This window comes from Paraburkholderia tuberum STM678, assembly GCF_902833905.1.
Lineage (GTDB): Bacteria > Pseudomonadota > Gammaproteobacteria > Burkholderiales > Burkholderiaceae > Paraburkholderia > Paraburkholderia tuberum.
Genome location: NZ_CADFGP010000002.1, coordinates 42,922 through 58,145, shown reverse-complemented (window position 1 = coordinate 58,145; position 15,224 = coordinate 42,922). Strand labels below are relative to the sequence as shown.

12 protein-coding genes are annotated in these 15,224 nt (G+C 64.6%); 8 read left to right on the top strand and 4 right to left on the bottom strand.

The features are described 5' to 3' along the window. Positions 1-185 precede the first annotated feature (185 nt). Positions 186-2,369 carry an NHL repeat-containing protein gene (locus HWY30_RS01880; protein ID WP_090808210.1) on the top strand — a complete coding sequence of 728 codons (2,184 nt, stop codon included), beginning with the start codon at positions 186-188 and terminating at the stop codon, positions 2,367-2,369. Positions 2,370-2,463: 94 nt separating this feature from the next. Then, positions 2,464-2,721 (top strand): hypothetical protein, encoded by a 258-nt coding sequence (locus HWY30_RS01875; protein ID WP_018424067.1) that lies wholly within the window; start codon positions 2,464-2,466, stop codon positions 2,719-2,721. A 97-nt stretch (positions 2,722-2,818) separates the two neighbouring features. Here HWY30_RS01875 and HWY30_RS01870 read toward each other — a convergent pair whose 3' ends face one another. From HWY30_RS01870 to HWY30_RS01855, 4 genes are all read right to left on the bottom strand, one after another. Beyond that, entirely contained in the window at positions 2,819-4,549 is a 1,731-nt protein-coding gene (locus HWY30_RS01870) for an FAD-dependent oxidoreductase (RefSeq protein ID WP_090808212.1), read from the bottom strand. A gap of 118 nt (positions 4,550-4,667) precedes the next feature. After that, positions 4,668-5,660 carry a DedA family protein/thiosulfate sulfurtransferase GlpE gene (locus tag HWY30_RS01865; protein WP_090808214.1) on the bottom strand — a complete coding sequence of 331 codons (993 nt, stop codon included), beginning with the start codon at positions 5,658-5,660 and terminating at the stop codon, positions 4,668-4,670. 408 nt (positions 5,661-6,068) lie between these two features. Then, entirely contained in the window at positions 6,069-6,320 is a 252-nt protein-coding gene (locus tag HWY30_RS01860) for a hypothetical protein (protein WP_008921056.1), read from the bottom strand. A gap of 457 nt (positions 6,321-6,777) precedes the next feature. Next, a complete protein-coding gene (locus HWY30_RS01855) occupies positions 6,778-8,178 on the bottom strand; it encodes a GntP family permease (RefSeq protein WP_090810341.1) in 1,401 nt (466 codons plus the stop codon). A 327-nt stretch (positions 8,179-8,505) separates the two neighbouring features. Between HWY30_RS01855 and HWY30_RS01850 the strand changes: the two genes are divergently transcribed. The 6 genes from HWY30_RS01850 to HWY30_RS01825 all read left to right on the top strand — a co-directional run bounded on the left by HWY30_RS01850 (position 8,506) and on the right by HWY30_RS01825 (position 15,204). Next, complete coding sequence (locus HWY30_RS01850; protein ID WP_090808217.1) at positions 8,506-9,972, top strand: sigma-54 interaction domain-containing protein; 1,467 nt, start codon at positions 8,506-8,508, stop codon at positions 9,970-9,972. Positions 9,973-10,071: 99 nt separating this feature from the next. Beyond that, positions 10,072-10,335 (top strand): hypothetical protein, encoded by a 264-nt coding sequence (locus tag HWY30_RS01845; RefSeq protein WP_090808219.1) that lies wholly within the window; start codon positions 10,072-10,074, stop codon positions 10,333-10,335. 538 nt (positions 10,336-10,873) lie between these two features. After that, on the top strand, positions 10,874-11,077 hold the full coding sequence (locus HWY30_RS01840) for a hypothetical protein (protein WP_090808221.1): 204 nt from the start codon (positions 10,874-10,876) through the stop codon (positions 11,075-11,077). A gap of 144 nt (positions 11,078-11,221) precedes the next feature. Continuing rightward, positions 11,222-12,421, top strand: coding sequence for a serine hydrolase domain-containing protein (locus tag HWY30_RS01835; protein WP_090810343.1), 1,200 nt, complete (start codon positions 11,222-11,224; stop codon positions 12,419-12,421). A 126-nt stretch (positions 12,422-12,547) separates the two neighbouring features. Beyond that, positions 12,548-12,850, top strand: coding sequence for an H-NS histone family protein (locus tag HWY30_RS01830; protein WP_090808223.1), 303 nt, complete (start codon positions 12,548-12,550; stop codon positions 12,848-12,850). A 752-nt stretch (positions 12,851-13,602) separates the two neighbouring features. Next, positions 13,603-15,204: a peptide chain release factor 3 gene (locus tag HWY30_RS01825; protein ID WP_090808225.1), complete on the top strand. Its 1,602-nt coding sequence runs from the start codon at positions 13,603-13,605 to the stop codon at positions 15,202-15,204. The last annotated feature ends 20 nt before the right edge of the window (positions 15,205-15,224 follow it).

The window sequence follows — 15,224 nt, the reverse complement described above, 5'->3', positions numbered from 1 at the left end:
ACCGGTTTTTACCGGTTTCGTGAAGGAAAGATTGTGTCGGAAACATGATTCGATGCAAATCGAATGAATTGGATGAATCGGCATTCAATAATCATTTTTTCATCAATAAATTTACTATTTTTATATGAGAGGATAAAACGCCAAATCTGATGTTCGCGTCTCGCGCCTAGCAAGGACCGACTGCCGTGAAGCCTTTCTCCCGCCTTGGCTTGGCCGTGGTGTTAATCCACAGCCTGATCTCGCCGAATGTTTCCGCGCAATCCCAATTGAATTACACGACCTCATGGATCGGTAATAGTTTCGGATTTGGCGACGGCAAATGGATGCAGCAGGATATTCAGGCCATTAGCGTCGGCGCCAATGGCACCGTTTATACGAATGCGCCGTGGGACGAAAGCGGCAGTGAAATCGCCGCCTATCGCGCGGGCGACAAGCTCGCGGTGGCCGGTTCGACGCATGGCTGGGGCGCGGCCGGAGGCGACGCGGTGACGGTGAATCACACGTACCTGTACGCGGCGATGTCGATCGGCAACGAGAACAATGCGCTGGTCGGCGCCGACTATCCGCCGGCCAATCAGACCTGGTACGGCGTCACGCGACGCACGCTTGCGAATCTCGCGACCGGCGCGCCGTTTTCCGGCGGCATCGGCAATAGCGCGAACGCGACGAAGAACAGTTTCGTCGCGGTCGATACGGTGAAGACTGGCACCGACGCGAGCATTCGCGGCCTCGCCGCAACCGACAGCGAGCTCTACGTGGCCGACACGTACGGCAACCGGATCGCGGTGTACGACGCGCAGTCCATGCAGCCGCTGCGTTCGTGGAGCGTCGCGTCGCCGGCCCGCATCGCGATCGACACCGACTCGACGCTGTGGATCATCAGCGGCTTCGGCACAGGCAATCTGAGCATCCTGCACTACCGCGCCGACGGCACCGCGCTCGCCGGTCCATTGACACTGCCCGCCGGCACCGTGCCGAGCGACCTCACAGTGACGCCATCCGGCCAACTGCTGGTCGCCGACAACGGCGTTTCGCAGCAGATCCTCGTGTTCAACAAGGGCGCTGGCGGCCAGATCCAGGCGGGCGCGTCGATCGGCACGCGCAACGGCATTTTCCACCCGGTGCGCGGCGTGCCCGGCGATACGCGTTTCAACGGCATCACCGGCATCGGCGTCGACGCGGCCGGCAATCTGTACGTCGCGCAAAACGGCGAGGGACCGCGCGCGCTCGGCTCTGCATCCGTAGGGCAGGGCGCAGTGCTGGAGAGCTACGTGTACGGCACGCGCGTGCTCAACTGGCGGCTCTACGGTCTGAGCTTCGTCGATAGCGGCGCGTTCGACCCGGCCACGCCCGCTTCCATCTACACGGGCTCGAAGCGCTTCACGCTCGATTACAGGCAGCCGGTCGGCCACGAATGGTCATATGCGGCGTTCACGCTCGATCGCTTCGATTACCCCGACGATCCCGCCTTTCACGAGCCGCGCGGCGTGCGTGGCGAACCGATGGTGCGCAGATTCGATGGCCAGCGCTTTCTCTATACGCTCGATCCGGGCGCGCACTATCTGAACGTCTATCGCTTCGATGCCGCGCATGGCGAGATCGCGATACCGTCGGGGATGCTCGCGCAGAATCCGCTGCCCGGCGCATGGCCCGCCGCGCAACCGACGTACGGCGAATGGCTGTGGCGCGACAGCAATGGCAATGGCGCCGTCGACGCGAGCGAGATCAGCGGCAATCCGTCGACCGGCAGCACGGTCGGCGACGGCTTCTGGTGGGTCGACGAACCCGGCAACGTGTGGCTTGCCACGCCATTGAGCGGCGTGCGCGAGATGCCGCTGCAAGGTCTCGACTCCGCCGGCAATCCGATCTACACGTACGCGAGTGCGAAGATGTTCGCGATGCCCGCGCCATTCACGCGGCTCGCGCGGCTCGTCTACGTCGCAGCGACCGACACGATGTATCTGTCCGGTTTCACGAGTGCGATTCCGTGGGACCCGACGCACTGGAAGGAAGCGGGTCCGGTGCTGGCCCGCTACGACAACTGGAGCAGCGGCAACCCGACGCTGACATACACGGTCTCGCTGCCGTGGAACACGCAAAGCGATCCGCAGACCACCACGGTCGGCGTCGCGGTGGCGGGCAACTATATCTTCGTTGCCGAGCTGTACACCGATCGCATCGACGTCTACGACGCGCGCAACGGCACGGCGGTCGGTTACATGACGCCGGGCGCGAGCGTCGGCGGCACGAGCGGCTGGGTCGACGTGTATCTCGGCATCAGCGCGGTGCAGCGCGATAACGGCGAGTACGTGGTGCTGGTCGAAGACGACGCGCGCGCGAAGCTGCTGATGTATCGCTGGACGCCTTGACGTGGATCGCTGTCGCGCCGAACACGAATAGACGGCGGCGCACGATCGGTATATAACAACTTTACCGATGCACTCAATGGAGCGATGTTCGATCATGACGCAAGACGTTTCTCCCAAGCCGCCCTCCGACGATCGTCCCGAGATCGAGCAGCTCGACGCGGCGCTCAGTCACGTCGATCAACAGGTGTCGTCAGGCGGCATTGCGTCGGGCGCCGCGAAAGGCATTGTGTACAGTCTGATCGAAACGCTCGGCGCGCTGGTCGGCGATCCCGATCTGCCGGAGCACGCGCGTTCGGGTTACGAGGGACTGCTGGAGGCCGCGCGCGAGTTGCGCGCGAAGTTGGACCGCTGAACACGCGGGTCCGCTCCGGCGCAGCCATCGTGCCGTCTGCTATACAAAAGCGCACTGTGTAACTCACCGTGTGCTTTTTTTTCATGCTCTCTGAGGCTCACGCCCCGAGCGCCACCTCTTCACCGCTCGTCTGCGCCAGCAACTGGTGAATCTGCGCGACCACGGCCGCGCCTTCGCCGACCGCCGCGGCCACGCGTTTCGTCGACCCGGCACGCGCATCGCCGATCGCATAGACTCCTTCGACCGTGGTCCCGAGGTCGCACGCGGTGGCCGAGCCATCCGCGCTGATGCCGGTCAGCACGAAGCCTTTCGCGTCGAGCTGCACGCCGCAGGTGCGCAGCCATTCGGTGTTCGGGTCCGCGCCGGTGAACAGAAACAGATGCCGGGTGTCGAAGTGATCGACGCCGCCGGGCAGCGGCCGCTTCAGCGCGACCGACACGAGCCCGTCCTCATCGCCTTCGAGCCGGCCGACTTCCGAATTCGGATGCACGAACACGTTCGGCAGCGAGCGGATGCGGTCGATCAGATAGCGCGACATGGTCGCCTCGAAACCGCTGCGGCGGATCAGTACGTGAACCTTGGCCGCGTGCGTCGCCAGATAGACGATCGCCTGGCCGGCCGAATTGCCGCCGCCAACCAGCACGACCTCCTGGCGCTTGCACAGCTTCGCCTCGACCGGCGACGCCCAGTAGTAGACGCCGCGTCCGTCGAAGCGCTCGAGCCCGTCGAGCGCGGGGCGCCGGTACACGGCGCCGCTCGCTATCACGATCGCCTGCGCGCTGATGTGGCCGCCGCATTTCAGCTCGAGCCGATACGGCGACTGCCCGCAATGCAGCGCTTTCACGTTGACTGGGATCGCCACGTGCGCGCCGAACTTCTGCGCCTGCACGAACGCGCGGCCGGCGAGCGCCTGGCCCGAGATGCCGGTCGGAAAGCCGAGGTAGTTTTCGATGCGCGAGCTCGCGCCCGCCTGGCCGCCCGGCGCGCGGCTGTCGAGCACGATCACCGAAAGTCCTTCGGAGGCCGCGTACACCGCGGCGGCAAGTCCCGCCGGCCCCGCGCCGACGATCGCGACGTCGTACACGTACGTGTCGTCGAGATCGGGCAGCATACCTAAGCGAGTGGCAAGCTCCGGCATGCTCGGATGACGCAGCACCGAGCCGTCCGGGCAGATCACGAGCGGCAGGTCCTCGCGCTGCGCGGCGAACTGCTCGATCAGACGCAGCGCGTCTTCGTCGCGTTCGTCGATCACGGAATGCGGATGGCCGTTGCGCGACAGGAAGCCTTGCAGCGTCACGAGCCGTGCGTCGCTGCTATTGCCGATCAGGATTGGCCCGCCCGCGCCCTTTTCGATCAGTGACACGCGCCGCAGAATCAGCGCGCGCATGATGCGCTCGCCGAGTTCCGCTTCGGCGACGATCAGCGCGCGCAGGCGCTCGGGCGGAATCAGCAGCGCTTCGACGGGGCCAATCGCGAGGCCGTTCACGAGCGCGGGCTTGCCCGACAGTTGCCCGACCTCGGCCAGAAAATGTCCGGCGCCATGCTCGCCGATCAAGACTTCGCGGCCGATGCCGTCACGCTGATAGACCTTCACGCGTCCTTCGAGCAGCACGAACATGCCGGGCCCGGTGCGCCCGGTCTCGAACAGCAGTTCGCCGGACTTCCAGTGACCGACCTCGCCGAAGCGGCGCAGCCGGTCGATCTCCGCGCAACTGAGCTCCGGAAACATCTGGTGCATACGCGTCGATAGCGACGAAAACGGCGCGTCGGCGACGACCCCCTGCTGTCCTTCCACCTCTTGAATCGAAACGTCCTGAGTCGAAAGCATTGAACCGCTCCTTCGATATTCATTGCACGATTGAACGCGAGGCAACGCGATGCGCGCTCGCACGCCGGGACGAGCCGTGCCGCGCGCGTCAGGCGGACGATGCCGCCGCTGATTACGGCTAAACGGCTTTGGGCGCGATGTCGTCGACCGCGACTTCCGGCGGCGGCATCGCGGGCAGCGAGTCGACCGGCTTGCCCGAATCGCGCCAGGCTTCCATGCCGCCGCGCAGCGGCAGCACGTCGGAGAAGCCGGCTTCGTTGAGCTGCTTGGCCATCCATGCCGCGGAAATCTCGTTCGGGCAGGAGCAGTAGATCACGAGCTTCTGATCGTGCGCGTAGGTGGCGACGATGTCGTCGAGTTGCCGTTCATCGGCGAATTGCGCGCCGGGGATCACGAACGGATCGAGCTTGCGCTTCTCCTCCGAACGGATGTCGAACACGACCGGCGCCCGGTCAGCCGCGAACAGCTTCGCGAGTTCGTCGACCTCGATGCGCGCGGACGCGAGCTTCGCGATCAACTGACGGCGCCGGATCCACCGGTACACCGCGTACAGCACCAGCAACGCGACGACGACGAGCGCCGCCGTGCGCCCGAGCCGCCCGGCAATCGCGAACAGCATGTCGATCTGCCGCGCGAACAGCGCGCCGATGATCAGCCCGGTGCCGGACCACAGCGCGGCGCCGACGCCGTCATAGGTGAGGAAGGTGCGGTAGCGCGTGCCCATCGCGCCGGCCATCGGGATCGATACGATCGACAGCCCCGGCACGAACTTCGCGAGCGCGAGCACGCGCACGCCCCAGCGGCCGAAGAAGCGCTCGGTCTTTTTTACGCAGGTGTCACGCGACAGCGACAGCCGGCAGATCGTCTTCAGCGTATTGCCCCCGTAGATGCGGCCCGCGACGTACCACGCGCTGTCGCCGATCAGCGTCGCGAAGATCGACAGCACGAGGACCGGCAGCAGTTGCGTGCCGACCGAGCCGGGGTGCATCGCGGCCATCGCGCCGAACAGCACGAGCGACGGCATGGCCGGCACCGGCAGCCCGAGCGCGGCGGCCAGCACATTGAGGAAGACGAGCGCCGGTCCATATTGCGCGACGAGGTCATGTAGCATCGGTTTAACATCCGCGGTCCTTGCGGGCGCAGCGCGGTAAGGAATGCAAAGGGGAATGCAAAGATTATGGACGTATTTTCGAGACGTGCAACCGGCCCGGAAATTGGCCCGGCTTCTGGCTGCGATCAGATCGCCATATGTGGCCGCATGCCTCGATACACAAGCGTGGCAACCGCTTGTGACAAGTTGCTGAAGGCCGGGTAAGCGCGCTCGACGAGACGCGAAGGCGCTTGCAAAAAACCGTAGGAAAGCGGGGATTGGCGGCGTGAACGGAACAAACGGAAGCACGGCGACGCGCGCAGGCGCGCCCCCAATGCGAATAATCCCGCGCTGACGCGTCGAAGCGCGACGCAACCGGCGCGAGAGGCTGCCGAGTCACGCGACGGTCACACCCGCCGCGCGCCTGCTTCACTGACGATGATTGTGCTGCTCGCCCGGCAACTCGGCACCATGCGCGCGGATCGCGGCGATCAGCTCCGCGGGCGTGATTTCGTAGCGCACTTCGCGATGTATGCCCGGCTTGCGCTCATCGACCTCGATCAGCAGGATGCCTTTGCCGTCTTCGGTCGATTCGAGGCGCAGCGAGCGAAGTTCGCGCGCCGTTGCGTCGTCGTATTCGGTGAGCAGGGCCATTGACCCGGAGGACCCGGTGATGCGCATCGAAGTTGTCCTTGTTGCGTTGGTGATGGAACCATTGTACGGGGCGGACGGCGTGCCGTCTGCCGCGTCGTCGTGCCGTGTCGCGTCTGCCTCTGTCTCGCCGGGGTTTTAGTCGAGTGTGACGCTGCCGCTAGCGGATTCGCGGTTGCGGAGCGAGCAACCAGTTTAACGCGACTCCTCGTCGCGACGAATGCATTTTTCATGCCCCACAGTGGCGCGACGTGCGTTCGGATTTTGTCATGCGGGTGACGCGGGGGCGGGCTAGGAAGCGTTCGGCGCGCGCAAAAAATAGCCCGTCCGGACAGGGACGGGCCGTTAAACGCCGTTGTTACTCGGGTCAGCCTGCCCTTGCAACATTGGGCGCTGACGACTCCCATCCTCGTGCTTCGTTGGCAGGCTGTCGAGGTGGGGGTAATGCGGATCTATCAGATCAAAGTACTGTTTTCCGGTTCGGCGTTCACACGAGGCCGGTCGCGTAATACACCGCGATCACGAAGAACACCGCGAGCGTCTTGATCACGGTGACCGCGAAAATGTCGCGATACGACTGCCGGTGCGTGAGACCCGTCACGGCGAGCAGCGTAATCACCGCGCCGTTGTGCGGTAGCGTATCCATGCCGCCGCTCGCCATCGCGACCACGCGATGCAGTACTTCGAGCGGAATATGCGCGGCTTCCGCACCCTTGACGAACGTATCCGACATCGCGGCGAGCGCAATGCTCATACCGCCCGATGCCGAACCCGTGATGCCCGCCAGCGTGCTGACCGACACCGCGGCGTTGACGAGCGGATTCGGAATGCTTTTCAGCGCATTGCTGACGACGAGAAAGCCCGGCAGCGCCGCGATCACACCGCCGAAGCCATATTCCGACGCGGTGTTGAGCGACGCCAGCAGCGCGCCCGCCACTGCCGCCTTGGTGCCCACCGCGAAGCGCTGGCTGACGCGACTGAACGCCGTCACGACGACCATCACGATGCCGAGCAGCAGCGCGCCCAGCACGGCCCAAATCCCCACGAGCGCCTTGACGCTCGTTTCTACCGGTGCATGCAGCCCCGGCAGGATGTCCGGGGTGACCGTGAAGGACGGACCGTACCAGGTCGGAATCCAGCGCGTCAGCAGGAAGTTCGAGACGCCGACCACGACGAGCGGCGCGACCGCCAGCAGCGGATGCGGCAACTGCTTCGACTCGACGCGCTCCGGCTCGTTGACGAGGTCGGTGCCGTAACCCTCGCCGGTCGCCATCGCGGCGCGGCGGCGCCATTCCAGATACGACAGACCGACCACGATGATGAACAGCGCGCCGAGCACGCCGAGCGTCGGCGCGGCCCACGAGGTGGTCTTGAAGAACGTCGTCGGGATGATGTTCTGGATCTGCGGCGTGCCGGGCAGCGAGTCCATCGTGAACGAGAACGCGCCGAGCGCGATCGCGCCGGGCATCAGCCGCTTCGGAATGTTGCTCTGGCGATACAGCTCGGCCGCGAACGGATAGACCGCGAACACGACGACGAACAGCGACACGCCGCCGTAGGTGAGCAGCGCGCACACCGCGACGATCACCGCGTTAGCGCGCGAGCGGCCGATATAGCGGATCGCGGCCGCGACGATGGACTCCGAGAAGCCCGACAGCTCGATCACCTTGCCGAATACGGCGCCGAGCAGAAACACCGGGAAGTACAGCTTCACGAAGCCGACCATCTTGTCCATGAAGATGCTCGTGAAGACCGGCGCGACGGCGGCGGGCTCGGTGAGCAGGACGGCGGCGAGCGCCGCGATCGGCGCGAACAGGATCACGCTGTAGCCGCGATACGCAGCGAACATCAGAAACGCCAGCGCGGCGATAACGATGAGAAAGGTCATTGAATCTCCATAGCCCGGTTGTTCTACATGTTTGCCGTCCCGATCGAGCGACGGCGCGGCGCGCTCGGAACGCAGGTTCCATGCCATGCCTGCCGTTTTGCTGCTGGCATGCCGTAGCGCATGGCGCGGCCGCGCAGCGGCGGGCCGAGGCATCGTTGGCGGATTGTACCCAAGCGTCTCCGAAACGGGACTTCCATCCGGTGAAGAACGCCTGAAACCAGGGTAAGTCATGATGCATAAGGCCTATCGGGTGTCTCAATTTGGAGATAAATTCATCCACCGATTGAGATTGATGCAATCAAAACGATAAGCGGAGACAGCGACAGCATGTTGACCGACTGGACGGGCCTGCCCGCCACCTATGACGACGTGCTTCGTCGGGCGATGGATTCGCTGTTTCGCACGTTCGAAAACTTCAGCGAAGGCACCTTCATCGTCGATGGGCAGGCGCGCGTCGTCTGGATCAACAAGCGGTATGCGGCGCGCTTCGGCTTTGCTGACCCGCAGCAGGCGATCGGCCGGGATTGCGAAGCGGTGATTCCAAACAGTCTGATGCGCGAGGTCGTCAACACCGGCAAGCCGATCCTGCTCGACATCATGGAGACCGATCGCGAGCCGCTCGTCGTCACGCGCCTGCCGCTCAAGGACGATGCCGGGGTGACGATCGGCGCGGTCGGCTTCGCGCTGTTCGACGAGCTGAAAGCGCTGTCGCCCCTCTTTTCGCAGTACTCGCGGTTGCAGCAGGAGCTGATCGCGACGCGTCAGTCGCTCGCGCAGGCGCGCCGCGCGCGCTATACGTTCAGCAGCTTCGTCGGCACGAGCGCGGCGTCGCTCGAAGTGAAGCGCCAGGCGCGGCGCGCGGCGCAACTCGAAGCGCCGGTGCTGCTGCTGGGTGAAACCGGCACCGGCAAGGAGCTGCTCGCGCATGCGATTCACGGCGGCTCGGCGCGCGCGCACAAGCCGCTCGTCGGCGTCAACGTCGCGGCGATTCCCGACACGCTGCTCGAAGTCGAGTTCTTCGGCGCCGCACCCGGCGCGTACACCGGCGCGGATCGCAGGGGCCGGGTCGGCAAGTTCGAGCTCGCCAACGGCGGCACGCTGTTTCTCGACGAGATCGGCGATATGCCGCTGCCGTTGCAGGGCAAGCTGCTGCGCGTGCTGCAGGACAAGGAATTCGAGCCGCTCGGCTCGAATCGGATCGTGCGCGCGGATGTGCGGATCATCGCGGCGACATCGGCCGATTTGCCGGCGCTCGTCGCGGCCGGGCGTTTTCGCGCGGACCTGTTCTACCGGCTCAACGTGCTGACGATCCATGCGCCGGCGCTGCGCGAGCGTCCGTCCGACATCGAGGCGCTTGCCTACGCGATGCTCGAGGAGCTGGCCGCGCAGGCAGGCGGCGGCAGCCACTTCGAATTGCACGACGACGCGTTGCGCCTGCTGTGCGCGTACGACTGGCCCGGCAACGTGCGCGAACTGCGCAACACATTGGAGCGCGCCGTGATGCTGTCCGACAGCGAGCGCATCGATGCGCGTGTGCTCGCGCCGTTCATCGGCTCGGGGCAGGGCGGTGCGGTGGCACCGGCGCGGCCCCCGTCTGTCGCGGCCGCCGGCGTGGACGTGGCCGCCACCGCCGAACCCACCTCGTGGAGCGACGCGATGGCCGCGTTCGAAAAGCGCTTTCTCTGCGACGCGTTGCGCGCGAACGGCGGCCGCGTCATTGACACGGCGAAACAGATCGGCATGGGCCGCGCGACGCTGTACAAGAAGATCGCCGCGCACGGCATCGACGTTTGACTCGCCGCGCCCGGCCAGCCGCGCCACGCCAACTGACGCAGCACGAGAGCAGCGTGGCACAATCGCGAGATCGAAAAACAAGACGTGACCGGGGTCTCCATGAAATGCCATTCCTTCTTCGCGCGCCGCTCGCGCGACATACTGGCCGTCGCCGCGATCGTCGCGCTTGGCGGTTGCAGCAGCAGCGCGCCGCTGTTCCTGCCGGACGGCCGTGCGACCACGCTCGTGCAATGCCCGGTCGGTTCCGACTTGTGCTCGCAACAGGCGGCCGCCAGTTGCAATGGCGCGTTCGACGTCGTGCGCCAGTCGAGCGAGGGCGGTACGTTGAGCCTGATCTACGCCTGCCGCGCGACTGCGAAGTAAGCTCCTGACGCCGTGCCGATGCAATGCCGGCGCGCGCGGCTGGCCGATCCGTTGGCGGCCTTCGGTTTTTTTCGCCTGTTCGCAGTTAATCCCTGCCAATTCCCGATACGCTCGCTGACCACGCTCGTGCCATTCCGGTTACCACATGGCCGTCATAAATTCATGCGCCTAATGCGTGTCCGATAAGCGGTTTGCATGCGAATTGGATAAGTAAGCCCCATGCGGCATTTTTACAACATTGAGTCACCGCGCACCGATTATCCTTTGCGCCCGGACCATGATTTATCTTTACCCTCGGGACGTCGAACGTAGTCAGTGCGGCAGGCAACGGAACGTGAAATTTGACAGCAGTATTCTTTTTTAAACCGTTGGGATTTAACCCGGCGAGCAGAAATTGCCGGTTTTTTCCGATGCAGAAGGAGTTCAGGAAGGTTTTTCCGCTGCTGGCGGGCATTACTTTGGGCCGCGCGGGCCAACGCGGCTTCATGCTTTCGATTTTTTTGCTTCAACACTAATTCAATAGAATCCGGGGAAAGCAATGAATCATCAGCAACTCGAAAAAGACATCGAGCATCTCGAGCAGATAATTTCCCATATTTCCGCAGAAGACCGTATTCCCTTGTCTTACTGGCGTAACCGCCTTCAGCACGTTTCCGGCGCGGTTCTCGTGCCGGCGCAGGCAACCCGCGTCAAACGCCTCGATGCCGCGCTTTGCGCATTGGAAAAACGGCAGAAAGCCTGAATGTCGTCATTGTGTCCGCCAATCGGGATCGGCAATTAGGAAAGCCGTCGTGTGCGCTTTCGCCGGACAGGTTTTATCTTTCGGTTTGATCGCCCAAAGCGACCTGGGCGCGCGCACGTTTTCTTTTACCGACACAGGATGTACATGCAGATAGCAGGACTTGCCGCGACCCGGCTCGCTACGCTGACCAACGCGATGCAGGGCTACGTGGAACGGGGCGAAGTGGCGGGGGTGGTGTCGCTCGTATGGCGGCGCGGCGAAATCGGCTACTTCGAACCGGCAGGCCTACGCGACGAAGCCGCGCAATTGCCGATGGAGCGCGACACGCTGTTTCGCATCGCATCGATGACGAAGCCGGTGACGAGCGCCGCGATCATGATGCTGATCGAGGAAGACCGCCTCGCGCTCGATGCGCCCATCTCGCGGTGGCTGCCCGAGCTTGCCGCGCCGCGCGTGCTGCGTGACCCGACCGGCCCGCTCGACCAGACCGATCCGTTACGCGTGCCGATTACGGTGCTCGACCTGCTCACGCATCGCGCGGGCTTCGCGTATCACTTCACGGCGACGGGTCCGCTTGGCGAAGCCTACGCAGCCGCGTTCAACGGCTTCGAGGCGAGCGGCGGCAACAGCGCATGGCTTGCGCGCATCGCCGCGTTGCCGCTGATGTTCCAGCCCGGCTCGCGCTGGCACTACGGCGTGGCGACCGACGTGCTCGGCGTGCTGATAGAACGCGTGAGCGGCATGACTCTTGGGGAGTTTTTCCGCACGCGCATTTTCGCGCCTCTCGGCATGCGCGACACCGCGTTCTGGGTGCCCGACGCACAGCTTGCGCGCCTCGCCACCGCGTACAACATCGATCCCGGCACGCGGCGTCGTGTGGTCGAGGATCATGCGGCGGCGAGCCGCTGGGCCAATCCGCAACGCTTTCAGAGCGGCGGCGGCGGGTTGGTCTCGACCGCCGAGGATTATCTGCGATTCGCGCAACTGCTGCTCGGGCGCGGCCGCGTCGGCGACACGCGGCTGCTGTCGCATCGCTCGGTCGACCTGATGCGCAGCAATTTCCTGAGCCGCGACCAGCGCCGCCTGCCTGCCTTCGGTCACGTGATCTGGGCGGCGCAAGGCTTCGGCCTCGGCCTGTCGATCGTCGATGATCCGGCGCAGCAATTGCCGCTCGGCTACCGCTCGCTCGGCTCGTTCGGTTGGCCCGGCGCGTACGGCACGAGCTGGTTCGCCGATCCGGTCGAGAACATGATCGGCCTGATGCTGATCCAGCGCCGCTCGATCGACCCCTTCCCGATGGCCATCGACTTCGAACGCCGCGTCTACGATGCGATCGACGATTGAGCGGGGCCGTCGCGCATGCGCTCGGCCGCGCGATTCACTATCCTGTGATTTATTCGTCTGATAGTGTCCGCCAACCATTCATCGCGATTCATCGCAGTGCGTCCAACCGAGGGGGGGAACACCGGCATGGCCTCTTACAAACAGCTGACTGCGCAACTCGAAAAACTCCACAAGGAAGTCGCAGCCGCGCGCGAAAAAGAAGTCTCGCAAGCTATCGCCGATATCAAGCAGAAGATTGCCGAATACGACCTGACCGCCGAAGAACTCGGCTTGACGAGCGCCTCGCCGAAGCCGCGCCGCAAGTCGTCGTCGACGACGTCCGTCGCCAAGTACCGCAATCCGAAGACCGGCGAAACCTGGAGCGGCCGTGGGCGCTCGCCGGCCTGGCTCGTCGGCAAAAATCGCGAGCGGTTTCTGATCGAAGGTTGAGCTTCATCGTGGGTGCCGATGCGTCCGTGTTCTCTGAAGTGATGCGTGGTTTGATCCGTTCCGCACCGTTGCAAAGGTCCCGAAAACGCTCACCTTTGCGTGACGCCTGAACGTATACGGCGATATTTACCGATGCATTCGAACCTCGCGGGATGCTTCGGTGAGCCAGGCTTTGTCGCGCGACGCACCTCCGCGAGTGCGAATCGCCATCGTGCCGCCCCGCCCGCGCCGCTCGCAGAAAACCCGCGACAGCCTTTGCTGGCGGGCGTTTCCAGGCGTCGAGCCGGAACCTGTTCATAGCGGTGCGAAGCTTTATCGCCGTTTTCCCGCGCATCGCGTTGGTGGCGCCCGCGACCTGGCAGGTGCGTGCATGCGCTTCGCGATCCTCACCTTTGACCGCAAATCGATATTCGCCGCCGTAAGTCCCGAAAACGCTCACCTTTGCCAGAAGCATGCGCGGCGCGCCGACGCTCGCGCCGTCGCCCCGTCCGGCGCCGGGGCCCTTTCCCCCGGCCGTCGCGCCAGACGTGTATCATTCGCACCTTGCGCCGTTTTTGCGCCAGCGATTCCCGCATTGTCGAACGCTGGGTCGTGACCCGTTCGCCACCCGTTTTCGGACGCGGTGCGAGCGCCGGCCGATCCGGGCCCGCGCCTGATTCTCGCAGCTCGACGCCGCCGCGCCACGCGCGGCATACCGGCCGCGCACGGCCGCCGGGAACCGCCTGAACCCCTTTCCGTGACCGCCAGACCCGATGTCAGTCTCCGAACTCAAACGCCGCCGCACGTTCGCGGTCATTTCCCACCCGGACGCGGGTAAAACCACGCTCACCGAAAAACTGCTGCTGTTCTCGGGCGCGATCCAGATCGCCGGTACCGTGAAGGGCCGCAAGAGCAACCGCTACGCGACGTCCGACTGGATGGAAATCGAAAAGCAACGCGGCATTTCGGTCGCGAGCTCGGTGATGCAGTTCGAGTACGGCGATTGCGTGATCAACCTGCTCGACACGCCGGGCCACGAAGACTTCTCCGAGGACACCTACCGTGTGCTGACCGCGGTCGACGCCGCCGTGATGGTGATCGACGGCGCGAACGGCGTCGAAGCGCAGACGCTGAAGCTGCTGGAAGTCTGCCGCAGCCGCAAGACGCCGATCGTCACGTTCATCAACAAGCTCGACCGCGAAGTGCGCGAGCCCCTCGAACTGCTCGATGAGATCGAGCAGCACCTCGGCGTGGCGGCGGTGCCTTTCACATGGCCGATCGGCATGGGCAAGGATTTCCAGGGCGTCTACGACGTCCAGCGCGATCAGGTGCGCGTGTTCCGCGCCGGTCAGGACACGGCCGGCGGCGCGGTCGAAACGCTGCAGGCACTGAGCAACGAGGAAGGCGAGCGCCGTTTCGGCCATGCGTGGGTGCGTGCGAAGGAAGAAATCGATCTGATCAGCGGCGCGACGCCCGAGTTCGACCGTGAGCAGTTCCTCGCCGGCCAGCAGTCGCCGGTGCTGTTCGGTTCGGCGATCAACAACTTCGGCGTGAAGGAGATTCTCGACGCGCTGGTCGACCTCGCGCCGCCGCCGTCGATGCGAATGACCGTACAGCGTCCGGTGCAGCCGGAAGAGTCGAAGTTCACCGGCGTCGTGTTCAAGGTGCAGGCGAACATGGACCTCGCGCACCGCGACCGCGTCGCGTTCATCCGCGTGTGCTCGGGACGTTTCGAGCGCGGCATGGCGGTGAAGGTCACGCGCTCGAACAAGACGTTCCGCGCAAACAACGTGGTCACGTTCCTGTCGCAGCGTCGCGAGACGGTGAGCGAGGCGTATCCGGGCGACATCATCGGTATTCCGAACCACGGCACGCTGAGTCTCGGCGATACGCTGACCGAAGGCGAGCAGCTGCAGTTCGTCGGCCTGCCGTTCTTCGCGCCGGAAATTTTCCAGACCGTCGAAGTGGTCGATCCGATGCGCGCGAAGCAGCTCGGCGAAGCGCTGAAGCAGCTCGGCGAGGAAGGCGCGATCCAGGTGTTCCGTCCCGAAGCCGGCGGTCTGATGATTCTCGGCGCGGTCGGGCAGCTGCAGTTCGAAGTGGTGTCGCACCGTCTGTCGACGGAATACAAGGTCGTCGTGCGCATGGCGCCGGCGCGTTACCGGCTGTCGCGCTGGGTGACCTGCGACGATGCGGCCGAGCTGCGCCGCTTCACCGACTCGTACTCGGCGCGGATCGCGCTCGACGCGTCCGATGCGCCGACCTATCTGGCCTCGCACGTATCGGAGATCGAAGTCGCGCAGAAGGCGTGGCCGAAGATCGTGTTCAACGAGTTGCGCGAGCACTCGGGGGCGCCGTTCAGAAAGGCGATGTAAAACCGCGCGTCCGCTGGTTT